The sequence below is a fragment of the Acinetobacter courvalinii genome (assembly GCF_014635545.1).
GTDB lineage: Bacteria > Pseudomonadota > Gammaproteobacteria > Pseudomonadales > Moraxellaceae > Acinetobacter > Acinetobacter courvalinii.
In genome coordinates, this window is the sequence record NZ_BMDA01000007.1 from 121,342 (window position 1) to 144,509 (window position 23,168).

19 protein-coding genes are annotated in these 23,168 nt (G+C 44.3%); 7 read left to right on the forward strand and 12 right to left on the reverse strand.

Annotation, left to right across the window (positions count from 1 at the left end; all coding sequences use genetic code 11):
* Positions 1–38: 38 nt before the first annotated feature.
* Positions 39–1,307, reverse strand: coding sequence for a transcription termination factor Rho (rho, locus tag IEV39_RS17510; protein WP_004664227.1), 1,269 nt, complete (start codon positions 1,305–1,307; stop codon positions 39–41).
* A gap of 329 nt (positions 1,308–1,636) precedes the next feature.
* Entirely contained in the window at positions 1,637–1,963 is a 327-nt protein-coding gene (trxA, locus tag IEV39_RS17515) for a thioredoxin (RefSeq protein WP_004774726.1), read from the reverse strand.
* 273 nt (positions 1,964–2,236) lie between these two features.
* Here trxA and ppx point away from each other — a divergent pair, with 273 nt between their 5' ends.
* From ppx to IEV39_RS17540, 5 genes are read left to right on the forward strand one after another with little or no spacing between them, the layout of a single operon-like run.
* Positions 2,237–3,757: an exopolyphosphatase gene (ppx, locus tag IEV39_RS17520; protein ID WP_005228790.1), complete on the forward strand. Its 1,521-nt coding sequence runs from the start codon at positions 2,237–2,239 to the stop codon at positions 3,755–3,757.
* 28 nt (positions 3,758–3,785) lie between these two features.
* On the forward strand, positions 3,786–4,610 hold the full coding sequence (locus tag IEV39_RS17525) for an acetyl-CoA carboxylase carboxyltransferase subunit alpha (protein WP_005228791.1): 825 nt from the start codon (positions 3,786–3,788) through the stop codon (positions 4,608–4,610).
* A gap of 56 nt (positions 4,611–4,666) precedes the next feature.
* Positions 4,667–5,920, forward strand: coding sequence for a tRNA lysidine(34) synthetase TilS (tilS, locus tag IEV39_RS17530; protein ID WP_005283446.1), 1,254 nt, complete (start codon positions 4,667–4,669; stop codon positions 5,918–5,920).
* A gap of 15 nt (positions 5,921–5,935) precedes the next feature.
* On the forward strand, positions 5,936–6,775 hold the full coding sequence (gene proC / locus IEV39_RS17535) for a pyrroline-5-carboxylate reductase (protein WP_005283449.1): 840 nt from the start codon (positions 5,936–5,938) through the stop codon (positions 6,773–6,775).
* A gap of 16 nt (positions 6,776–6,791) precedes the next feature.
* Positions 6,792–7,361, forward strand: coding sequence for a YggT family protein (locus IEV39_RS17540; protein WP_005228797.1), 570 nt, complete (start codon positions 6,792–6,794; stop codon positions 7,359–7,361).
* A gap of 41 nt (positions 7,362–7,402) precedes the next feature.
* On the opposite strand, the gene IEV39_RS17545 is transcribed toward IEV39_RS17540, so the two are convergent.
* Together IEV39_RS17545 and polA are read right to left on the reverse strand one after the other, a co-directional pair.
* Positions 7,403–8,530 (reverse strand): acyltransferase family protein, encoded by a 1,128-nt coding sequence (locus IEV39_RS17545; protein ID WP_005283452.1) that lies wholly within the window; start codon positions 8,528–8,530, stop codon positions 7,403–7,405.
* Positions 8,531–8,656: 126 nt separating this feature from the next.
* Positions 8,657–11,422, reverse strand: a complete 2,766-nt coding sequence (gene polA / locus IEV39_RS17550; RefSeq protein WP_005283455.1) for a DNA polymerase I — start codon at positions 11,420–11,422, stop codon at positions 8,657–8,659.
* A gap of 188 nt (positions 11,423–11,610) precedes the next feature.
* Between polA and IEV39_RS17555 the strand changes: the two genes are divergently transcribed.
* Positions 11,611–14,472, forward strand: a complete 2,862-nt coding sequence (locus IEV39_RS17555) for a DUF2339 domain-containing protein (protein ID WP_005283458.1) — start codon at positions 11,611–11,613, stop codon at positions 14,470–14,472.
* Here IEV39_RS17555 and IEV39_RS17560 read toward each other — a convergent pair whose 3' ends face one another.
* Both IEV39_RS17560 and IEV39_RS17565 read right to left on the reverse strand, forming a co-directional pair.
* On the reverse strand, positions 14,473–15,390 hold the full coding sequence (locus tag IEV39_RS17560; RefSeq protein ID WP_005228801.1) for a mechanosensitive ion channel family protein: 918 nt from the start codon (positions 15,388–15,390) through the stop codon (positions 14,473–14,475).
* Between the two features lie 9 nt (positions 15,391–15,399).
* Entirely contained in the window at positions 15,400–16,221 is an 822-nt protein-coding gene (locus IEV39_RS17565) for a DUF432 domain-containing protein (protein WP_005283463.1), read from the reverse strand.
* A 93-nt stretch (positions 16,222–16,314) separates the two neighbouring features.
* Between IEV39_RS17565 and gspE the strand changes: the two genes are divergently transcribed.
* Entirely contained in the window at positions 16,315–17,805 is a 1,491-nt protein-coding gene (gspE, locus tag IEV39_RS17570) for a type II secretion system ATPase GspE (RefSeq protein ID WP_005283466.1), read from the forward strand.
* 62 nt (positions 17,806–17,867) lie between these two features.
* On the opposite strand, the gene IEV39_RS17575 is transcribed toward gspE, so the two are convergent.
* The 6 genes from IEV39_RS17575 to IEV39_RS17600 form a co-directional block, all read right to left on the reverse strand.
* On the reverse strand, positions 17,868–18,302 hold the full coding sequence (locus IEV39_RS17575) for an organic hydroperoxide resistance protein (protein ID WP_005228806.1): 435 nt from the start codon (positions 18,300–18,302) through the stop codon (positions 17,868–17,870).
* Positions 18,303–18,600: 298 nt separating this feature from the next.
* The gene (locus IEV39_RS17580; RefSeq protein ID WP_005283469.1) at positions 18,601–18,963 is read right to left on the reverse strand and encodes a DUF4951 domain-containing protein; all 363 of its coding nucleotides are present in this window, start codon (positions 18,961–18,963) and stop codon (positions 18,601–18,603) included.
* A gap of 210 nt (positions 18,964–19,173) precedes the next feature.
* A complete protein-coding gene (locus IEV39_RS17585) occupies positions 19,174–19,998 on the reverse strand; it encodes a carbon-nitrogen hydrolase family protein (RefSeq protein ID WP_005283472.1) in 825 nt (274 codons plus the stop codon).
* Between the two features lie 28 nt (positions 19,999–20,026).
* Entirely contained in the window at positions 20,027–20,548 is a 522-nt protein-coding gene (gigB, locus tag IEV39_RS17590) for an anti-anti-sigma factor GigB (RefSeq protein ID WP_004774748.1), read from the reverse strand.
* A gap of 102 nt (positions 20,549–20,650) precedes the next feature.
* Positions 20,651–21,619, reverse strand: coding sequence for an RsbU family protein phosphatase GigA (gene gigA / locus IEV39_RS17595; RefSeq protein ID WP_005228813.1), 969 nt, complete (start codon positions 21,617–21,619; stop codon positions 20,651–20,653).
* Positions 21,620–21,750: 131 nt separating this feature from the next.
* Positions 21,751–22,638 carry an MlaA family lipoprotein gene (locus IEV39_RS17600; protein ID WP_005283477.1) on the reverse strand — a complete coding sequence of 296 codons (888 nt, stop codon included), beginning with the start codon at positions 22,636–22,638 and terminating at the stop codon, positions 21,751–21,753.
* Between the last annotated feature and the right edge of the window lie 530 nt (positions 22,639–23,168).

The window sequence follows — 23,168 nt, forward strand, 5'->3', positions numbered from 1 at the left end:
TAAAAAAAGCTACCATTGAGGTAGCTTTTTATTCGACTTTAGGTCGAGGCTTTTCTTTTCATCTGATCGAAGAAATCATCATTGGTTTTGGTTTCTTTCATACGATCCAGTAAGAATTCCATGGCCGCAAGCTCATCCATTGGGTGAAGGAGTTTACGCAGAATCCAGACTTTACGCAGATTTTCTTCGCTCATAAGGCGTTCTTCACGGCGTGTACCTGATTTCTTGATGTTCATTGCTGGGAATACACGTTTCTCTGCAATACGACGATCAAGCGTGATTTCCTGGTTACCTGTACCTTTGAATTCTTCGTAGATCACGTCATCCATCTTACTGCCGGTTTCAATCAACGCAGTTGAGATAATGGTAAGTGAACCACCTTCTTCAATATTACGTGCCGCACCAAAGAAACGTTTTGGACGTTCTAAAGCATGCGCATCCACACCACCGGTTAATACCTTACCTGATGATGGAATCACGGTGTTGTAGGCACGGGCAAGACGGGTAATCGAATCGAGCAGAATCACCACATCTTTCTTGTGCTCAACCAGACGCTTGGCCTTTTCAATCACCATTTCGGCAACTTGCACATGGCGGGCAGGGGCTTCATCGAAGGTTGATGCCACAACTTCACCACGAACGGTACGTTCCATCTCGGTCACTTCTTCCGGACGTTCGTCAATCAGAAGCACGATCAAGAACACTTCCGGATTGTTACGGACAATGGATTGCGCGATATTTTGCAATAACATTGTTTTACCCGCTTTCGGCGGTGCCACAATGATTGAACGTTGACCTTTACCAATAGGCGCAACCAGATCGACTACACGTGCAGTTAAGTCTTCAGTTGTACCATTCCCGAGTTCCATAATCAGTTGTTCGGTCGGGAAAAGTGGGGTTAAGTTTTCAAATAAAATTTTATTACGTGAGTTTTCAGGGGTGTCGTAGTTAATCTGGTTAACTTTTAATAGGGCAAAATAACGTTCACCTTCTTTCGGTGGACGAATTGTACCGGTAATGGTGTCACCAGTACGTAAGTTAAAGCGACGGATTTGTGATGGACTGACATAGATGTCATCTGGTCCAGCTAAATATGAACCAGCCGCAGAGCGTAGGAAGCCAAAACCATCAGAAAGAATTTCGAGAACACCATCACCAAAGATTTCTTCGCCATTCATGGCATGGCGCTTTAAAATGGCAAAAATAATATCTTGTTTACGGTTACGTGCCATGCCTTCAAGGCCCATAAACTCCGCAATCTTAATGAGTTCGCCAATGGGTTTTTTCTTGAGTTCAGTTAAGTTCATAAGTGGTCAGACAGAATGGAATAAGTGGAGGACTACGTTAGGGAAAGAATAAAAATCGACCGCATACATACATGCTGATGTAATTGTATTTACACAACCACAATTCAGTAGTCTGGTTCATTGTTTCAGAGAGAAATGTGAAAACAATTGTTTATTGCCGAGCGGCGATCTTATGTTTTGTGTCTTGTAAGAAGCGCAATGAAGTAGATTCCATTCAAAGCTTCTTGATCCAGAAATATAGATGAAATCAGGGGATTTGTCAATTTTTAACTGGAAATACACGATTCAACTGAGCGTGTATTTCCAGTACTGACAATTCAACAGTCTTATTAGATGTTTTGGTCAATAAATGCTGCAAGTTTTGAACGTGGTGCTGCGCCAACCTGTTGAGCAACAACTTCACCATCTTTAAACATCAATAATGCTGGAATATTACGGATATTATATTTCACCGCAGTGTCTTCGCATGAAGTTACATCAACTTTAACGATTTTCACTTTACCCGCGTATTCGTTTGAAAGTTCTTCAAGGACAGGGGCAATTGCTTTACATGGTGCACACCAGCCAGCCCAGAAATCTACAAGTACAGGCGTTTCAGCATCTAAAACATCTGCTTGGAAGTTTTCATCAGTAGTATTAACAATAGTCGCAGACATAAGGTTGCTCCAAATTTAAGAAATAAAGTGCGAATTTAAACATCATCACGATGAATATTACATTGCCGCTTTATTCAATGTAAGGGTTTGTTCCGATTATTCAAGTTTGAAAATGAAAAGTCTAATGGATGCTCACGATGTTGATCATCGACTTCTACAATGATTTAGGCATGAAAAGCATAAATAGCTCACTTTTATTGATGAAAATGACTTTAAAATTGTAAGCATGTGAATTACTCTAATGCGTGAATTGAGCATGGGTTTATATGAATAATGTCTGATTTTCTGATTGATGAAGAATTACTTGCTGCGATTGATATGGGATCGAACAGTTTCCATCTAGCGATTGCTCGTGTTGATCATGGCGAGGTTAAAAAAGTCGCTTCAATGTCAGAAAAAGTTCAGTTAGCCGCCGGACTGGATGAAAACAAGAATTTAACAGAAGCAGCACAACAGCGCGGACTGGCATGTCTAGCCCGTTTTGTCGGACGTTTGAGTTCGGTACAACCGAATCGTTTAAGAATTGTGGCGACCAATGCCTTGAGACAGGCAAAGAATGGTCATGAGTTTATTCAGAAAGCAGCTGAAATTTTACCCAAACCCATTGAAATCATTGCCGGTCGTGAAGAAGCACGCCTGATTTATCTGGGTGTTTCGCATACCATGGCCAATGGCGGTCGCCGTCTGGTGGTGGATATTGGTGGTGGATCAACAGAATTTATTATCGGCGAAGAGTTTGAGCCACTGCATACCGAATCTTTACAGATGGGATGTGTGGCCTATAGCAAAACCTATTTCGCTGACGGCGAGATTACCAACAAGGCATTTGACAAGGCGGTTGTTGCGGCGCGTAAAGAGATGTCAGGCATTGCCAATACCTACAAATCTGTCGGTTGGGATACGGTTGTTGGTTCAAGTGGAACGATCAAGGCCTGTCGTCAGATTGCAGTCAATCTTGGGCTGAGCGACGAACAGGAAAACCTGACCCGTGATGGCCTGTATAAGTTAAAAGACCGGTTACTGAAATTTAAACATATCTCTGAAATTGATTTTGAAGGTCTGCGTGAAGATCGTCGAGCAGTTTTGCCAGCTGGTCTTGCAATTTTATTCGCCATTTTTGAAGTTTTAGATATCGATAAATTGGCATATTCTGACGGTGCGTTACGTGAAGGGGTCATGTATGACTTACTTGGACGTTTCAAACATGAAGACATTCGTGACCGTAGTGTGCAAGCCTTGATGGGGCGTTACAATGCCGATCCGAAGCAGGCTGAGCGTGTCGTTAATACGGCTCAGCAATTGTTTGATGGCGTAGCACAAGCGCTGAATTTAACTACAGAAGACAGTGACTTACTGCGTCGTGCCGCTTATTTGCATGAAATTGGTCTGGCGATTAGTCATGGCGGTTATCATCGGCATGGTGCTTATTTATTGCAGCATTCCGACATCCCGGGTTTCTCGCAAATTGATCAAAACCATTTGTCTCATCTGGTTTCACATCATCGTCGCAAGTTGCGTGCGGATGCAAAAAATGACGTTTTAAAGGTCGGTGGCAGTCATTTACTTGATCTCTGTTTATTACTGCGTCTGGCGGTTTTGCTAAACCATAGTCGCAGTGATCAGATGCTTCCTGCCATTGAACTCAGTGTTGTAAATGATCAACAATGGCAACTAAGCGTATCTGGCGATGCTAAACAATGGCCTTTATTGGTTGCTGACCTGCATGATGAACAAGTGCAGTTTAAGCATTGGGACATTGAGTTAAATATTCAGTCAGACAAATTTGTTGATTAACCATATTATTATGGACCATTCTTGACTTATGAAAAATAAAGCGACTCAGTCCAAGGCTTGGGCTACGGTTCAAATTGCACGACATCCTGAACGTCCGCAATTTCTAGATTATGTCAGTGAAATCTTTACTGAATTTGATGCACTTCATGGTGACCGTTTATTTGGTGATGACGGTGCCATGATTGGTGGTCTGGCACGTTTTGACGGACAGCCCGTGATGGTGGTGGGTCAACATCGTGGTCGCAGTACCCGTGAAAAGTTACAGCACAACTTCGGGATGTGTAACCCGGAAGGCTATCGTAAATCACAGCGTTTACTGGATATGGCTGAGCGTTTCAATTTACCTGTCTTTACTTTTGTGGATACCATGGGTGCTTATCCGGGTGTAGGGGCAGAAGAACGTGGTCAGGCTGAAGCGATTGCAACCAGCTTGGCGCAACTTTCAAGCTTGAAAGTTCCTGTCATTGCCACTGTACTAGGTGAAGGCGGTTCAGGTGGTGCCTTGGGTATTGGTGTGGCTGATCGTGTGATTATGCTGTCGCACAGTATTTATTCCGTGATTTCACCAGAAGGTTGTGCCTCTATTTTGTGGAAAACTGCTGACAAAGCGGCGCAAGCAAGTGAGGCACTGGCTTTAACCGCAGACAAGCTCAAAGCTTTGGGTATTGTGGAATATGTGGTGGATGAAGGTGAGGGTGCACATTTGCAACCTGAAAAAGTCATGCATGATTTGAAAGATGTGTTAAAACAAGCACTAGATGAATTGCAACCGATGGATGCCCAGGAACGATGCGACGCACGTTATCAACGTTTAATGAAGTTTGGCAGCAGCAATTTAGGCATCGCGTCTTAGCACAAACACAGCATTTTTCTGAACAAACCCGATTCCTGATCGGGTGTAGCGGCGGCATGGATTCCATGCTGTTGCTGTATCTGATGGCTGAACTTTTCCCAAATCGAATTCGCGCCATTTATGTTGATCACCAGCTGCAAACGTTAAGTGCTGGCTGGGGAATGTTCGTCCAACAACAAGCTGAAGCACTTAATATTCCGGTTATTCTGCAAAAAGTCACGGTTGAAACTGGCAATCTCGAGCAGCAAGCGCGACAGGCCCGTTATCAAGCTTATCAGCAGCACTTACAGTCCAACGAAATTCTTGTTTTAGCCCATCATCAGCAAGATCAGGCTGAAACGTTCTTGTTGCGTCTATTTTCTGGGGCGGGAGTCACTGGGCTAGCTGCCATGCAACAGCTTGATATCCGTCAGGATATGACCATCTGGCGACCCTTTTTAGATCTGAGTCGGGAACAGATTGAGCAGTGGTCACAACAACTGGCCTTGGACTATGTTACCGATCCTACCAATCACGATACCCATTATGATCGGGCATGGTGTCGGGAACAATTATGGCCGATGCTCGAACAGCGTTTCCCTAAAATGCAGTCGGCTGTGGCACGCAGCAGTTATCTGATGCAAGATGCAGCGGAAATCCTTAATGATGTGTTGCAACAAGACTGGCAAGATTGCGCAACAGATCGTGAACTGGATTTAACCCAACTGGCTCAGCTCTCAACTGCGCGGCAACGGCAGCTTTTATCTGCCTGGATTAAAGGCACAGATCAATATCGTCCAAGTTACGCTATGGTACAGCGCCTGCAAAATGAGGTCATTCTGGCCAAAGCGGATGCGCAGGCAAGCTTGCATATTCACCCGTATTATTATGTGCGCTATCAGAAAAAATTATATCGTTTAAGCCATGATGAGCTGTATGCACAACAGCAGATGTCGGTTGCCAATGTCGTACTACAACACTATGCAATTGGGCAAACTGTCGAGGTCGCAGCAGGGCAATTTAAAATCGAATCGCAGGCAATAGGGCTTTCTGCACAACTGTTAGGGCGGGAGTTGAGCTTACTTAAACGTCAGGGTGGAGAAAAAATCCATCTGTATGGCCGTGTTGGACATTGGCCTCTGAAAAAAGCCATTCAGGAAGCACAGATTTTGCCTTGGTTACGTCATACAATTCAAATATTAGTCGTGGATAATGTTATGCTTGGGGTTTTTAGCCCAAAAGGTTTTTGGTTGGCGCAATCTGAGTATGTAGAGCAAGGTGGTTGGCAACCAAGTTTAATTTCTGACTGTAGTTTTCAGCAGTCTTTTTGATATGACGAGTAGGACATGGCGACAGCATTGAATAAAAATATTTGTTTTATTGGCGGTGGTAATATGGCCCAGGCCTTGATTGGTGGCTTACTTTCTCGTGGATTACCCACCACACGCATTACCGTTTCTGATCCTGTAGAGCAAATTCGTCACGTATTAGAAGAAAAAGGAATTCAGACCACGACTGAGAATGTTGACGCAATCAAGCATGCCGATGTCGTGGTGTTGGCGGTAAAGCCGCAGGTACTGGCAACGGTATTACAACCATTAAAGGGCCTATTGTCAGATAAACTGGTAATCTCGATTATTGCAGGGGCTGAAATTCAGACCATTTCAGATTTGATCGGTGGCAGTCAGCGTATTGTCCGTGTTATGCCGAATACGCCAGCGCTGGTGCAGACGGGTGCCCATGGGATTTATGCGCCTGCAGCAGTTGATGCTCAAGACCGTGAATTGACCAGTCAGATTCTTGCAGCGACAGGTTTGACCCTCTGGGTAGAAAATGAAGCACAGATTGATGCAGTAACTGCAGTATCGGGTTCTGGTCCTGCATATTTCTTCTATTTGATGGAAAGCATGATTCGCGCTGGTAAAAATCTGGGACTGGATGAAAAGGTTGCAACTGCATTAACCTTGCAAACCGCATTAGGTGCGGCACAAATGGCAATTACCAGTTCAAATTCTCCCGCAGAATTACGTAAAAATGTGACCTCTCCCAACGGCACAACCCAAGCAGCTTTAGAGGTGTTTGACCGTGCCCAGATTTCACAAAATATTCAAGCAGCGCTTGCAGCAGCTCAAAAGCGTAGCCAAGAGCTTGCGCAAGAGCTGAGTGACAAGACTAAATCGGTTTAAGTAGGATAAGACAATTATGGGTGCAAGTTCTGCGCTAATTTTTGGTGTTTTGATCAATGTTGCAATTTTATTGGTCTTTTTCCGTTTTTTAATGCAATTGGCGGCAGTGAGTCCATACAATCCGGTGGTGCTTTCGACAGTGAAAGCAACCAAGATTGTAGATATTTTTAGTCGTATTTTTCCAACAGTAGGTAAAGGTCGTGTCAATTTAGCGGCAGTAGCTTTGTTGCTGGTGCTATATTTACTGAAAATGTTCGGCCTGATGTATTTATCAGGGCAGATGCCACACAGCGCCGTGTATCTGGTGGTGACCACCTTTGTGACCATGATTCAGGACCTGATCCGTTTCTGTCGTTATTTGATTTTTGCCACCATTATTTTAAGTTGGGTGGTGATGTTTACCCAGTCACGCTCGCCATATATCGAAGTGATTCAGGAGCTGGCTGAGCCTTTACTTGCACCTTTCCGTCGTATCATGCCGAATATGGGGATGATTGACCTTTCTCCAATTCTGGCATTTCTGGCACTGTATGTAGCCGAAATCCTGATGAATGAAGCAGCTAAAGTCCTGTTAACGGGCCTTTAAGCGAGTTTGATTCAATAAAAAATGGGCATCATGCCCATTTTTTATTTCTTGATCAAGCGTTGTCGTATGGCCCGGTTTAAGGGATTGGAAAAGTAGCGTGCAATCAAGGCACCTAATCCAATGGCGAGAATAAGATAGAGCAATAATAACACCAGTTTAATATTACCCTCGGTCAGTGCCGGTGTATAAAACAGTTTGAAAAAACCTAAAATAATCAGATGGAATAAATAAATTTCATAACTGTTCTTACCAATCTCTTGCAGCCACTTCAAGCGCTGGACCTGTATAACCTGCTCATTTACGACATTCGCAAGAATGACGATTGCTGTTGCCAGTGCAAATAGACTGATTCCCCAAACACAGTTTTGTTTAATCGGGGCAGAAAAGTAGATGATAAACATGGTCGCAATCGCCATATATTTCAGGCCTGACCAAGTGCGGGCTTGTAGTTTCAGTTGCGGTGCAATCAGTGCCGCAATACAGCCAAAAGCAATCCCGTCAAAGCTTGAAAAATAATGGTATAGGTAAGCACCACTTTCTTCACCATAGTGCAAAGATCTAAAATAGGGTGCAAATAGAATTAAGGTGAAACACACCAATAGAAAGTAGGGTTTTCTCTTAAACAGCAGCGCGGTCAGCGGAAACAGCAAATAAAAGACTTCTTCCACAGATAATGACCATAACACGCCAAGCGCATAGTTGACCCAGCCATTTTCGATAATCAGCAGATTCATCCAGAAGGTCAGTGCTGCCAGATTGACGGTGGATTGAGCCACCACGATGCCATTTGGGGCTTGCGTCATAAAAGGCTTGAGCTCAAATGCACCGAGAAGATTGACCACACAAATCAGCAGAATCAGGGTCGGCATGATGCGTGCAAATCGTGATATATAAAAATCCCGGGTATTGATCTGCTGCAATGCTCCCCAACGCTTGATGGTATGGGAGGTGATGAGATAGCCCGAGATCACGAAAAACATAGTGACGCCGTAGTTACCATTGCGGGCTAAAAGCGTGGTGATGTTTTCGCCAAAAACCTGAAAGTTAATGGAAGTATCAAATAGTTTGTAAGGAATATTGAAGTGATGCAGTAACACCAGAAAGATTGAAATACAGCGTAATGAATCAATAGAGTGAAAACGCTTGAATTGGACTTGATTAAAGGACATGTTGCATTCCTTTCTCCTATACGAATTAATTGTTATCGGCTATTCTTTATTATTGTGTTCTTGTAGCGCAGGGGAGTTTATCCCCTGTCTGCAAGAAACATTTTGTTTTTGTGTAATCAGGCTAGTTTAATGCGCAGCATCCCAGTTTAGACCCTGTCCGACTTCCACCACAAATGGCACTGAAATCTCTAGTACCGATTGCATCACTTCCGCAATTCGTTTGGAAAGTTCATCGGCGATTGCCACATCTGCTTCAAATACAAGTTCATCGTGGACCTGTAATAACAGTTTGGCCTGATCTTTGGGTAGCATTTTATCGACGGCGATCATGGCCAGCTTAATAATATCTGCCGCACTGCCTTGTAACGGGGCATTGATTGCTGCACGTTCAGCTGCCTGTTTGATCATTTTGTTGCTCGCCATAATGTCAGGCGTATACAAACGTCGACCTAAAATGGTTTCCACAAAGCCTTGCTCACGTGCGATCTGGCGGGTACGTTCCATATAATCCAGTACCCCAGGGTAGCGTTGGAAGTAACGCGCGATATAGCTACGCGATTCTTCACGGCTAAAGCCAAGCTGACGGGTTAAACCGAATTCAGACATCCCATAGAGCAGACCGAAGTTGACCGCTTTGGCCTGACGACGTTGGTCATTGGTGACATCTTCAATAGCAATACCTAGTACTTCGGAAGCGGTACGGCGGTGTACGTCCTGACCTTGCTGGAAAGCATGCACCAACGCATCATCTTGTGAGAAATGCGCCATCAAACGTAATTCGATTTGCGAATAATCGGCAGCGAGTAACACGCGACCTTCAGGTGCAATAAAGGCTTTACGGATCTGACGGCCAATCGGAGTACGGATTGGAATGTTTTGCAGGTTTGGATCGGTTGAAGACAAACGACCTGTCGCGGTTAAAGCTTGGTGATAGCTGGTATGCACACGGTGGGTTGCATCATTTGACTGCACAATCAGGCGATCGGTATAGGTATTTTTGAGTTTCGCCAAACCGCGATGTTCTAAAATCACTTCAGCCAATGGATGTTCAATTTTCTCAAGAATACTTTCACTGGTGCTGTATTGACCGGTTGCCGTCTTCTTGCCACCTTTAAGTCCAAGCTTTTCAAACAGCACTTCACCGACCTGTTTTGGAGATGCGACATTAAAGGCTTCACCTGCGAGTTCGGCTGCCTGTGCTTCAAGAGTCTGAATGGTTTCGGAAAACTCTACGCTGAGTTGATCAAGGAAAGCATGATCCAGTTTAATCCCATCTTCTTCCATACCCGTGAGCACGCGCGCAACAGGCATTTCAATGTTATGCAGGATATTGACCAGTTCCGGATGGTCTTTCAGTTTTGCTGCAAGCACTTCGTATAAACGATAGGTCACATGCGCATCTTCAGCGGCATAATGCGCTGCCACTTCAAGCTCAATCTGGTTAAAGGTTTTCTGTTTGGCGCCTTTACCTGCGATCTGCTCAAAAGTCGTAGTCAAATGACTGAGATAAAGACGTGCAACATCATCCATGCCATGTCTGGTTGCTGCCGCATTCAATACATAAGACGCCAGCATGGTATCGAAATACCAGCCTTGAATGGTAATACCGTGATTGGCAAAGATGTGGGCATCATATTTTAGATGATGACCAATTTTCTTGACCTGTTCATTTTCAAGAATCGGTTTGATCTGGGCCAGAAGCTGTTCACGATTCAGTTGTTCTGGTGCACCTTCATAATCATGGGCAACCGGAACATAGTACGCATCATTGGCATCAAAGGCGACCGAGAACCCGACTAGCTCAGCAAAGCGGTAGTCCAGATTGGTAGTTTCAGTATCAATCGCAAAATGATCTGCTTGCTGCATACGTTGCAATAATGCACCCCAATCCTGCTGGCTCAGCACGGTATGGTAGGTCGCTGTACCCAGTTGATCATCCTGACTCGACAGACTGGCATGATCTTCAATCACCACTTGCTCAGTTTTTTGTTCTGCTTTGGTAATACTTTGTGCAGCCTGTTGATAAGCAGGGCTATTCGGATTATTGGGATGATCCAGCGACTGTAACTGGTTACGGAATTCAAGCTCGGTATACAGGTGACGTAACTGATCTACATTTGGATTGGTGAGTTTCAGGTCATGCCAATCTAAAGCCAGATCAAGATCACAAACAATACTTGCCAATTGATGGTCAATCTTGATGTTGTCTAGATTATCTTTAATGTTCTGGCTAATTTTGCCTTTCAATTGATCGGCATTGGCAATGATATTGCTTAATGTGCCGTATTCATTTAACAACTTGGCCGCTGTTTTGGCACCCACACCCGGCACCCCCATGATGCCGTCAGACGCATCGCCCATCAGGGTTAGGTAATCGATGATCTGATTTGGATGAACCCCAAATTTCTCGAAAACACCCGCTTCATCTAAAACACGTTCTTTGAAGCTATCTTCCAGTTTGACGTGTTCATTGACCAGCTGCGCCATGTCCTTGTCACCGGTGGAAATCAGGACATGGTGACCTTCCGAAAGCGCACGTTTGGTGAGTGTGCCAATGATATCATCCGCTTCCGCCCCTGGAAGGCTATACAACGGAATACCCTGTGCTCTGATTAAAGCATGTAAATAAGGAATTTGCTGAGACAACTCCTCAGGCATACTTGGTCGATCACCTTTATAGATCGGTGATAACTTATGGCGGAAAGTCGGTTCTGGCGTATCGAAAATCACTGCCATATGAGTCGGTTGGGTACGACGCATCAATTTCTGGATTGCTGAAATTGCACCACGTATTGCATTGGTATGTAAGCCAGTAGACGTCGTTAATGGCGGTAAAGCGTGAAAAGCACGAAACAAGAAATAAGACCCGTCAACCAAGACAAAAGGTGGCATTGCGCAAATCCTAATTATAAATTAGTCGGTATTTTACGTGAAAAAGCGGTGGCTGTCTTATCTGAACTGGAATCTGTAGCAGGGGAACTGTGGTTTAAGATTTGCAGTATTTTGTATGTGAAAATACCTGCTTATGCAGTGATCAAGTAAGATACCAGCAATGAAGCTGTCATAATTGATATAAGTCTATGTATAAAAAAGACAAACAGGGAATAGTCGTTGTCCTGATTGCTTTGACGGTGTTGCTTGCTTGTGCGGTTGCATTCAAATGGCATGCGACTGTTATTGCCGCGACAATCGGGCTGACCGTTGTTATTGTGCACATTCTGTCTGAGATTCATCAGCGCTTGCTACAACTTGAACAAGCAAGCGGGAATGGTTTTGTGCCGGCTACAGGGATGGCTGTCCAGAAAATTGTGATTTATAGCGCAGCATTGGTGGCCCTGTTTGCCTATGCGAATACTTGGATGTGGCTGGCAGGTGGTGCTTTATTGGTGTTGCTGTTGTGCCTGATCCAAACCATCAGTGCATTCCAGACGCGTTTATTGCATCTGGAACAGCATGCGATTCAACACCATCAGATTCAGGTCGAGCGCGCCGCTCAAGCCCAGTCAACTCCGCTGGATCAGCAGCTTGAACACACAACTACAGCTTCTTCTAATCCTATTGACTCCGTGCAGCATCCGGCATGGATGCAGCAAACAATTGAATCCGTTGCAGCACCAGTTGGGCAGAACTCGACGCCAGTGGCTCAAGCCACTAAGCCGAATACACCAGGTTGGTGGCAGCCCGCACTGGACTGGATGATACACGGCAATCCGATTCTGCGTGTCGCTGTTGCAGTATTGATGGTGGGTGTGGTTTTACTCTTACGTTTTGCCAGTGAACATTGGCAACTCAGTCTGGGTGTAAAACTGGGCTTTATTGCCAGTGCCGGTATCGCGACGACTGTGGCGGGGTATTGGCTGCAACGGAAAAATCAGCTCTTTGCCGTCGCGTTGCAAGGCGTAGGGCTGGCAGTCGTGTTCCTGACCTTGATTTTCTCTCATCATTTTGCCGTGATTGCCAGCTTAAGCACAGCCAGTATTTTATTTGTGATTTTATTATCGGCTACGGTTTATCTGAGTTTAAAGCAACACGCCCTGTATTTGGCCATGTTGGCCTTGACCATGGCTTATCTTGCACCGTTGGTGATTCCACAAAATCATCCGGATGTGATTTTTCTGTTTGGCTATTACTTTGTCATTAACTTGGCGGTGGCAGCGCTAAACTTTATTCAACCTTGGAAAATCCTGCATCAGATTGCGTTCTTTGCCACCATGTTTATTGGTGGTTCTAGCATCGGGGTGTATGCCAAGACATCGCAGTTCGATACTTTGGATGTAATCCTGTGGTTGCATATCGCTTTATTTATCTGGCTGAGTATCCGTTATAGCCAGTTAATGCTACGCGCTCAAAACCAGCAACCAACCGATCAGTCATCTGAGCGCTTACAGCCGATTCTGGATGTCGGCCTGATCTTTAGTGTGCCTGTGCTGGGCTTTTCCTTGCATGCTTATTTAATGCATAACTCGACCTCAGCACTGACGTGGGGAGCCGTTGCACTTGCTGCGACTTATATTGCCTTAAATCTCTGGATTAAACGTCAGTATCCGCAACTTTCAATTTTAGCCAAAAGCTTTTTTATCCTTGCGGTGGTATTCGTTGCATTAATTTTCCCACTGGCCAAAGGGGCGCATTGGACCTCAACCGGCTGGGTGATTCAGGGCACGGCACTAATCGTTTGGGGTGTCACCGAGCGTTATCGTTTAAGTCGTTATGTGGGCGTCGCACTGGTCTTGCTCAGTTCGGTAGCATTGCTGTTTCAGGTCTGGTCAAATGATCATTTCCCGATTTTAAGCACCGCAATTTTTGCATTAGCGCAATTTATTTCGGCTTTTTACTTGTTGCATTATCAGGAAGTCGAAAAATATTTCAGTGCGCGCATGCTCAGCGGCGTGTTTTTAGCACTGGGTTTATATTCTGGAGCGATTGCTGCGGTTGAATTGATGCAATGGCAACAACATGGGCTAAGTCCATATCTCGCGGTCGCAGCTATCTTGCTAGCTTTGTTTAGTCTGGCCGTACAGCTTAAATCTCGATTGCAATGGGGCAGTGTACAGCTCATCTTGTTGGCTGGCTTATTAGCATTGCTCTACGTGGAAAGTTTTGCTCAAAATGTGTATTCGGTTTGGCATTGGTCGAGTAGCTTAAACCAGCTCAGCTTTGCTGTAGCGTCGATTGCCATGACCTTGATTCTGATGTTTTTGAGTGATAACAAATCTAAAGCATCGCTCATGCTGTGGTCTGCTTTGCTCTGGCTTAGCCTCGCCAGTATTGGATTGGCTATTTTTCCAATCATGCCGCTTGTTGCACTTGCGATTGTCCCTGCGATTTATAGTATCTGGCGATTTATATCGAAGAACACCCAATTGCTGCATCAGGTTCCGATCTGGTGCTTAACCCTGTTCTGGTTGGTATTAGTCAGTCTGGATCCTTATTCTGCGCAGCAATATTATGTATTACCGCTATTTAACCTGACCGATATTTTGTCTTTATTGATGTTCTTTGGTCTGATCTGGATGATTTATCATCATGACTTTAGCGCAGAGCGTTCGATAGAATGGGGTTTTAAAGTCACCACGATTTTGATTGGGCTGTTGGTGCTGAGTAGTGTGGTGGTACGTGCCATGCATCATTATCTAGGCACGCCATTTTGGGGGACAGCCATCTGGTCGAATGGTGATGTGCAACTGAGTTTGACGCTGCTGTGGGTGATTCTGGCGTTTATCCTGATGACCTTTTCCAGCCGCCGTCACATTCGTCAAATCTGGTTTGTTGGTGCGGCTTTATTGGGCATTGTGGTGCTGAAGCTCCTGTTATTGGACTTATCGCAAAGTGGCACTTTAACCCGTGTGATTTCGTTTATTGGTTCGGGTGCGGTGATGCTGGTGATTGCTTATTTGGCACCGTTGCCACCTGCGCTAAGTGAAACAGAGAAAGAAAGCTAATTATCTTTCTTTCTGGTCTTTTTTCAGTTCTTTCTGATTGGCATATTGATCGATTTCATCATTTTCTAAAGGGAGAGGTCGATCAATCAGGCCCATTTTCGGTACAGGAATCTCGATTTCATTTTCCAGGAAGCCATTACGAATCCGCTCCTGCATTTCATCACGGACTTTGAGTGAGTTTTCCTGACGGCACCACACTGCAAATAACAACTCAATGGAAGACTCCCTGAACGCCGTTACCGTCACTGTTGCTTTCGGGTCATCCATCACCAGTGGATATTTCGCTGCAACATCTAACAAGACTTGACGAACTTTGATGATATCTTCATGGAAGTTAATCGCCAGCGTAATCGGGATCCGCCGTATCGGATATTTGGATAAGTTCATCACCGGTGTTCGAATCAGCTGTTCGTTCGGCAAGCGAATATAAACATTATCCAGCGTCAAAAGTTTGACTGAGAGTAAGTCAATTGAAATCACTTCACCTTCAATGGTTTGCCCCCGAATCAAGGTAATCTGAATGGTATCGCCGACTTCAAAGGAACCTTCGCCAATTAGGAACAAACCGCTGATCAAGTTGGTTGCTGAAGTCTGAGAGGCGAAACCCAGCGCCACCGTCAAGATCCCCGCTGCACCGAGAAAGACACTCAGTTTAAAACCCGCTTCCCTTAAACTGGTCATGATGAACAGCAAGAAAATAAAGTAAAAAATACCTCGACGCCATAATAAGCGTTGATGGGCATTAAAACGGCTGCCAATGGTGCGGATAAAGGCATTGGACACCAGTCGCGCAATCAGGAAGCCGATAAAACATAAAATAATGGCGACCACAATTTCGCTGAGGCGCTCAAAATTAATATTGGTAAAAACACTGGTCAGGCTGCCAGCAACATCTTTTGGAATATTTGAATTCGGCATGGCAACCCCTTAGAAAAATGAATCAAACATATTGAATAAGGTGCTACCTGGGGCTCGAGGGGGATGTACATAGGTGACTTCACCTGCCTGAGTCGGAGTTTTGTTCTCAATGCGGATACGGGCCGGATGATCGGTTCCTTCGTAATAGACCTTGATTTGCGAGGTCCATAAGCGTCCTGTACTTTCACTATAAAATAATGGCAGAGCAGGCACCGGTACATTCATACGGTCAAAGCGCAGTTGATGATGACTGGTGTTGTGAAACTCAATCGGGGTCACTGCTCGGAAAGCACGTGGTTTCAGTAGATTCAAATCAATACGCCCGTCGACTGAAGTGGCGTAGCAAATCTCACCATTTTGCGGGTCTTTACCAAACCAGGTGTCTTTCGGTTGAATGACTGGAATATCAAAAAGCGGTTCAGAAAGACCATCTACCAGACCAGCGATCCACAATGGCGTACTGATGTATAAGGTGCCACGCTGACCTGCGGGAATATAAATCGGATCCACAGGACGAATCACCACTGAACGGTCAGCTAGTCGTGGCATCAGATGAAAGGTACTGTTGGTTTTATGGAACATGTAGCGTTCAATTTTTGCAGGGGGTGGCATGGCAAATTCAATATCGTTCAATATTCGCCATTGTTGTTCGTAGTCATACTGAAATTGAGGGCGATGATATTCCAGCCGCCATTCTTTGATGCCGCGAGTCAGACGAAAGAGCAATGAACCGAATTGCCAAGCTTTGGCCTGTTGAAGTTCGAATTGTTGTTCGCCCCACCATTTCAATGTATTGGAAGGCGGCGCTTCAAATTGATTATTTTGAGACAAGATGCAAAATTCCTTTGTGAGTATGCTAAACAGACTTCACGCTGTAATCTGCTTAGAGTACACTCAATACTTTCTCTTATCATTATTTGTGTGATGCAAATACTTAAACAAATACAAATTCCTTATAGTTTTGCCAAGCGACATGGCGTTTTATTGCGCTATGAAGGTGATCAAATTTTTATTGTACGACGCAGGGACACTGCGCGTATTGCGTTGCAGGAAGCGCGTCGAATTTTGGGGAAATCTGCTCACGATCAATTGTGTAGTGATCAGGAATTTCATGCCTTACTCAGTTCCAGTTATGCGGGGGATACCGGCGAATCGCAACAGGTTGCAGCAGGGCTGGAAGATCATCCCGATTTATTGAGTCTGGCCGATCAGGTCCCTGAAGCCGAAGACCTGATGGATCAGGAGGATGATGCGCCGATTGTGCGTTTAATCAATGCCTTATTATCAGAAGCGATTCGGGTCAGTGCCTCGGATATTCATATCGAAGCCTTTGAGAAAAAACTGTCAGTACGTTTGCGTGTTGATGGCCAATTGCGTGAGATTGTTCAGCCACGTCGTGAGCTGGCACCGTTACTGGTCTCACGGATCAAGGTCATGGCAAAACTGGATATTGCCGAAAAGCGGGTCCCGCAAGATGGCCGTATTTCATTGCGTCTGGCTGGACGTGAAGTAGATGTCCGTGTTTCGACTTTACCTTCTTCACATGGTGAACGTGTAGTGATGCGTTTGCTGGACAAGCAGGCGGGGCGTCTCAACATGACCCATTTGGGTTTGATGAAAAATGACTATGAGCGCTTAACTCAACTGGTGCATCGTCCACATGGCATTATTCTGGTGACTGGCCCAACCGGATCGGGTAAAACCACGACCTTGTATGCGGCATTGTCTGATCTGAATGACAATACCCGTAATATCCTGACTGCCGAAGATCCAATTGAATATCAGCTGGAAGGGATTGGACAAACTCAGGTCAATACCAAAGTGGATATGACCTTTGCGCGTGCCTTGAAGGCGATGTTACGTCAGGACCCTGACGTGGTGATGGTCGGTGAGATTCGTGATCTGGAAACTGCTGAGATTGCAGTACAAGCTTCGTTAACGGGTCACTTGGTATTGTCTACCCTACATACCAATACCGCAATTGGAGCAGTAACACGTTTAAAGGATATGGGAATCGAGCCATTCCTCTTGGCCAGTTCTTTAATTGGGGTGATTGCCCAACGTCTGGTGCGAACCCTATGTCCGCATTGTGTCACATGGCGAGCGGCAGATGCTTTTGAGCGTCAGGTTTTCCAGCATCTTAAAGCCGATGAAGCAATGCAACTGCCTGAGCCGAAGGGTTGCGAAAAGTGTTCACATGTGGGCTTTAGCGGACGAACTGCTATTTATGAAATCGTGCCAGTCGATGAGTCGATGCGCCGTTTGATTCATGGCAATGCGGCTGAGTATGAACTGGAAAATCATGCACGCCGTCATGCAGCGTCCATCCGTGATGATGGTTTATTGAAAGTCCTAGCAGGTAAAACCACATTGGAAGAAGTACTTCGTGTCACCAATGAAGCTGCGGAAGAGTAAATTTAAGCTTTGAAATAAAAACAGCATGCAGATCGCATGCTGTTTTGTTATGGTCGATCAAATTATGCAGCAGTCACGATATTAAAATTCACATCAATATTGTTGCGGGTTGCATTTGAATACGGGCAAACGATATGTGCGGCAGCAACCAGTTGTTCTGCTTCCGCTTGTTCCATTCCGATCAGATATACATTTAAAGTGACTTCAATACCAAAACCTGTTGGAATGGGGCCAATACCGACCTCACCTTCTACATAGGCATCTTTGCTGATATTGAACTTATCGCGGTTGGCAACAAACTTCATTGCTCCCAAGAAACAGGCAGAATAGCCGGCAGCAAACAGTTGCTCTGGATTGGTGACTTCGCCACCTGCACCGCCCATTTCTTTAGGTACACCGAGTTTTACATCTAAGACACCGTCAGAAGAGGTTGCACGGCCATCTCGACCACCGGTTGCTTTTGCTTTCGCACGATAAACCACTTTTTCTAATGACATGATAATGATCCCTGAATATTATTGAATGCAATTTGATCGTACTGATTCTGAAGCAAAATACAAGTCAGTAAACGTTGCCGATCTTGCCCTCTTTGGTTGTTATGCGTGTAGGATAAATGTCAGTTTGTTGTCGGCACTATGGCTGTTAGATGTGGGGAGTCCGGTTGTTGCCCGTTTAGTTTGAATAGGCGTGTACGTAGGGCGGGCTGAACAGTGGGAAAATATTATCGCTTATAAAAAACAAAAGGCATAAGTAATCAAACTTATGCCAAGGCTAGTAACATGTTCTGTTAGTGAATTACCACAGATCGGCAATTTTTTTCATCAGACGGGCACGATAACGCGCTGTCGGATTGCTGAGATTATTTTGCGCTTCAAGTTCAAAATGTTGCTGCCAGGCCTTGATCATTTCCAGCGTGGTACCTTTTTGTTTAATCACAGCAACATCTTCACGTTGAATATTATCCAGACGTTGACGGGCACCTTCTGGACCTGTTCCCCAGCCAATAATCCATTGACCAAACGCATTTAAGGATAAATTCTGCGGGGTAGACAAGATCGTTGCTGAAGTTGCCGATTCCTCGATATTTGCATCAACTGTCATTGCATGAAGTGATACAGTGGTCCCCAAAAAAAACAAAGCAGCGATAAATCTAAACATGAATAAAGCTTAATAAGAATCAGTTGATGATGTTACATCATGCCTATCCCAAAATCATTCGACTTTGTTCGATCATGATCAAATAAATTATATTAAATCATGAATCTAGAAAAGCTACATTGATAAAAATTGAACAATACGGTCAGTACATGTGCTGTTGCCGTTATTTTGTGCAAAACTAACATTGAAAATGTTGCGATTATGGCAGTTTTAATAATTAATTAATTTGCGATGTTGCATCAGTGGCATAGAAGCACGTATAGCATTTTGTTCTTCAAGATCAAATGCACTGGTGATGAGACCATGACCTTCAGTCTCGATCATCTGAAGCAGCTGGCCACGACTATTGGTAATCCCGGCATGCCCCCAAGTTTGACGTTTGTCACCATGCCAGCCTTGCTGGGCAGCACCTAAAACATAACATTGGCTATCCATGGCCCGCGCTTGCAGTAGCAACTGCCAATGCATTTGACCCGTCGTATAGGTAAAGGCAGCAGGGGCGGTTAACATATTGGCGCCTTGCTGGCGTAAGGTTAAAGCCAGTTCTGGAAAGCGTAAGTCATAGCAGACCATCAGGCCGATATTACCAAAAGGTGTTTTGGCAACGATGACCTGATCACCCGGTTCAAAGAATTTAGATTCCTGATAACCGCCCACCGCGTCACTGACTTGCACATCAAATAAATGAATTTTATCGTAGCGTGCTTCGGTGCCTTCAGGACTGATACATAAACTGACGGTTCGAACCCGGCCATCCTGAATGATTGAACCATCTGGACGGAAAGGGCATGGGAGCGTACCCGCAATAATCCAGATCTGATAGCGATGTGCCAGTTGTTCCAGTCGTTGTTGGATACTCTCGAATTGCGCTGCGGTCTCACGCTGTTTACCCGCAGCAAAGCAGACGAAGTTTTCAGGAAAAACGATCAGTTCAGCTGCCTGAGCTTTACTCTGTTGAATTAATGATTCAATGACAACGAAATTGGCTTCGATATCATTTTGGGAGTTCATTTGTACAACAGAGAGTAAAGTCATATAGGCGCCGCGTTATCAGGTTTAATGATCAAGCGTTTTGTTTATGTGCATCGAGATTGAGGCAATCTTGTTCTTTTTGCAATTGTTTAACCAGAGGTTCAAACATATTCTGGTTATTTTCATTTAAACGCATCAGTGTTTTATGTGCATCGAGCACAGTATTGAGCATGGCACTATGAGTGACATGTTCATCGGTAAGCTCTAACGTACATACACTCGGATCGCCACAGTAATTTAAAATCACAAATACCTGACCTAGCCCCATGCTGTTGGCCAAGGTGGTAATATCCGGATTTGTTGACAGCATGACTGCTTGGATCTGATGAACTTGCTTTAGCTTTAAACCCAGTTTTGCCAGAATGCCTAAAACGGTACTGTCAATAAACGTGGTTTCAGTTAAGTCAACGATTGCACCAACAACATTTTGCTGTTGTTCAATTCGGTTGAGCAGTTTGTCTAGACTTATACAAGAGTGAGCACGCACTTCGCCAATAAGCTTGAAAATATGCGTTCCGTTCAAACTTGCATATTCAACATGACCTGTTGACATATAAATGCCATTTTCAGAGAAAGGATATAAAATTATCCCATAGTGATATTCCAGACACAAGTGGGTGGATGCCTGGATTTGGTTAAGCTTATGATATTTAAATTAATTCATTCGGCGAAGGCTGAGTATCGCAATGTCATCCGCAACATGGTCGGGTGCTTTAAAGGCATCATTTTGCAGGTGTTCGACCAGTTGATTAAACTGATCATTCAGGCCACCATCGAAAGGTTCAAGCGCACCATCCGAACACACAATGAACCGTGCCTGAGGGCTTAATACACAGCGATGCTCTTCAACTTCCAGTTCCTCGGTGAGCCCTAAGGGAAAGCTACTGGTGGTTAAAATCTGTGGAGGCTGGTTCGGTTCAAAAATGATTGGAGGCGGGTAATGTCCTGCACTCGACCAACGTACTTCATGGGTCGCCAGATTTAAAATACCAGCTACCATGGTGATATGCTTTTCAATATTTTCTTGCACCAACATGGCATTGAGTTTCTGAATTAATTGTCCTGGTGTTTTTGAGCGACCATGAAAGGCGGCCATCCACGAGGTTAATAGGCTACTGGTGACACCATGTCCTGATACATCTGCCAGATAGAACAGCACTTCTTCATCATTCAAACGCCAATAGTCATACCAGTCACCGGATAGATAGGCCGAAGGCTGAAAAAAAGATTCAAACTGGTAGTTCGGCAGCTCAATCGGGTTTGGTAACAAACGTTTTTGTAATTCAGCCGCCGAAGGTAAGTCACGGCTATCCTGATTACGTTTATATTGCGCGTCGATCTTGAATAAAGAATGGATTGGATTCTTGGGTAAGCTATCCCAAATCCAGCCCGCCAAGGCTCCCAGTTCCCATGCTTGCGCCAAAGCCGCACCTTCATGTTCAAAGGCAAGTACCACCGTCGGCAACTTCCATTGATACTTTAAAAAATCTTGTACGTCGGCAATCGCAATAATGGTTTGATCATACAAGTCCAGATCATCAACTCGAATGATCTGCAAACTTGGTAACTCGGTTAAAGCTTGATCTAGACAGGGTATGGCGCGTGTGGGTTGAATGAAATACATAGATGAATAGTCAATCCTTTGTATGATCATTTTTAATTCATCATAGATGAAAGATGACCTATAACTATAGTATTGCCAGAGTTTAAATTCCCTGACAATACATAAGTTTGTAAAACATTATTTTAATATGATCATTTTTCGTCAGAAGATGAGTCGTCAACATCATCTGCATCACCAACAAAAGAGACATCATCAGAGTCACCACGTTTCTCTGAAATCTGGAAAGCCTTACGCTGTAAATAGAAATCACGGATCATGGAATATTTATCACCTTTCAGGCTTTCTTCAATATCCAGAATTTGTGAACGTGCATCAACGGCTTGTAATACATTGGTAGACCAGTAAATCCCGTCTTGATCATCCAGTAAATATTTTTGTGGACGTCCAAAACTGTCGGCTGCCAAGCCAAAACCATCACGGAAGGTACTTGGTCCAAAGAAAGGTAACATCACATAAGGCCCAGAAGGGACACCGTAATAACCCAGCGTCACGCCAAAGCTTTCTTCTTCTGTGTCTAAGCCTAAACGACGCGCAGGATCAGCAAAACCTAAAGTGGTTAACGTATTTACCGTAAAACGACCTAAAGTTTTTGCTGCTCGGGTAGGGCGGCCTTGAATGAGCTGATTCACCGCATTCCATGGCTCACCCAGGTTTTTACGGAACTGACGATAAGGGCTACGCACAGGTTCAGGAACTTTAGCCACATATTGAATCGCAACTGGTTTTAACAAGTTACGGTCTAACATGTCATTAAATGCGTAAATCTGACGATTCAATGGCTGTAAAGGATCTTTCACTGCATCTGGTTGTGCAGCATTGGCATTTACTTTTAAATCATTCTTGGTGAGATGCTTTAAGTCTTTTATAGCTTGAATGGTGGAAACCTTTTGCTCAGGAGTAACCTGTGCTTGTGATGTCGCAGTTTGAGCGGCAGACTCAGTTGGAGTCTCTTGCGCAAATACTGATGAACACGCTCCAGCAGTTAACAACCCAAGCAAGATAAAATTCGAGTAATGCATATAAGTCCTTAATCGCTGTGAGAGCGAAATAATACAGTCATTAAAATGATTGCGTCACTTAACGCAAAACATAGATATCGAGAGTACAGTTTAATTGTTCTTATCGTATTAAAACAAATTCGGTCGAAAAATATAAGAAAAAAAGTAATTTTGCTCTAAAAATATACACTCGATCAAATAAATCAAATAAATTTAAAAAAGGGTGTTGCATTGGGTAGGGAATGCTGTAGAATGCACATCCATCGGCGGTGATGCAGATAAAAACTTGTTGAGAAACAAAGATTTGGCTAAAATGGTTAGATTCTTGAGTTGATTGATAAGTTTGCTAAATATCTAAATTACCTGTTGACTTTTAAGAAATTGAGAGTAATATAGCCGACCTAGCTTGATGATGACGAATCATCGAGAAGATCATTAAGAGAATAGAAGAACAACTTGTGTGGATTTTTACTGGTTGATCGATCGAAAATATTTCATTGATTAATTGGTTTAAATTTCTCGAAGTTTATTTGAGCAAATATATAAGTCAG

What these genes read in the sequence shown, in the direction of transcription:
- gspE (WP_005283466.1), top strand. Translation starts at nt 16,315, where the DNA reads ATGCAAATACTTAAACAAATACAAATTCCTTATAGTTTTGCCAAGCGA.
- IEV39_RS17600 (WP_005283477.1), bottom strand. Translation starts at nt 22,638, where the DNA reads ATGCATTACTCGAATTTTATCTTGCTTGGGTTGTTAACTGCTGGAGCG.
- IEV39_RS17575 (WP_005228806.1), bottom strand. Translation starts at nt 18,302, where the DNA reads ATGTCATTAGAAAAAGTGGTTTATCGTGCGAAAGCAAAAGCAACCGGT.
- trxA (WP_004774726.1), bottom strand. Translation starts at nt 1,963, where the DNA reads ATGTCTGCGACTATTGTTAATACTACTGATGAAAACTTCCAAGCAGAT.
- tilS (WP_005283446.1), top strand. Translation starts at nt 4,667, where the DNA reads ATGGATTCCATGCTGTTGCTGTATCTGATGGCTGAACTTTTCCCAAAT.
- proC (WP_005283449.1), top strand. Translation starts at nt 5,936, where the DNA reads ATGGCGACAGCATTGAATAAAAATATTTGTTTTATTGGCGGTGGTAAT.
- IEV39_RS17560 (WP_005228801.1), bottom strand. Translation starts at nt 15,390, where the DNA reads ATGCCGAATTCAAATATTCCAAAAGATGTTGCTGGCAGCCTGACCAGT.
- IEV39_RS17585 (WP_005283472.1), bottom strand. Translation starts at nt 19,998, where the DNA reads ATGACTTTACTCTCTGTTGTACAAATGAACTCCCAAAATGATATCGAA.
- ppx (WP_005228790.1), top strand. Translation starts at nt 2,237, where the DNA reads ATGTCTGATTTTCTGATTGATGAAGAATTACTTGCTGCGATTGATATG.
- IEV39_RS17555 (WP_005283458.1), top strand. Translation starts at nt 11,611, where the DNA reads ATGTATAAAAAAGACAAACAGGGAATAGTCGTTGTCCTGATTGCTTTG.
- polA (WP_005283455.1), bottom strand. Translation starts at nt 11,422, where the DNA reads ATGCCACCTTTTGTCTTGGTTGACGGGTCTTATTTCTTGTTTCGTGCT.
- IEV39_RS17545 (WP_005283452.1), bottom strand. Translation starts at nt 8,530, where the DNA reads ATGTCCTTTAATCAAGTCCAATTCAAGCGTTTTCACTCTATTGATTCA.
- IEV39_RS17525 (WP_005228791.1), top strand. Translation starts at nt 3,786, where the DNA reads ATGAAAAATAAAGCGACTCAGTCCAAGGCTTGGGCTACGGTTCAAATT.
- IEV39_RS17580 (WP_005283469.1), bottom strand. Translation starts at nt 18,963, where the DNA reads ATGTTTAGATTTATCGCTGCTTTGTTTTTTTTGGGGACCACTGTATCA.
- gigA (WP_005228813.1), bottom strand. Translation starts at nt 21,619, where the DNA reads ATGTATTTCATTCAACCCACACGCGCCATACCCTGTCTAGATCAAGCT.
- IEV39_RS17540 (WP_005228797.1), top strand. Translation starts at nt 6,792, where the DNA reads ATGGGTGCAAGTTCTGCGCTAATTTTTGGTGTTTTGATCAATGTTGCA.
- gigB (WP_004774748.1), bottom strand. Translation starts at nt 20,548, where the DNA reads ATGTCAACAGGTCATGTTGAATATGCAAGTTTGAACGGAACGCATATT.
- rho (WP_004664227.1), bottom strand. Translation starts at nt 1,307, where the DNA reads ATGAACTTAACTGAACTCAAGAAAAAACCCATTGGCGAACTCATTAAG.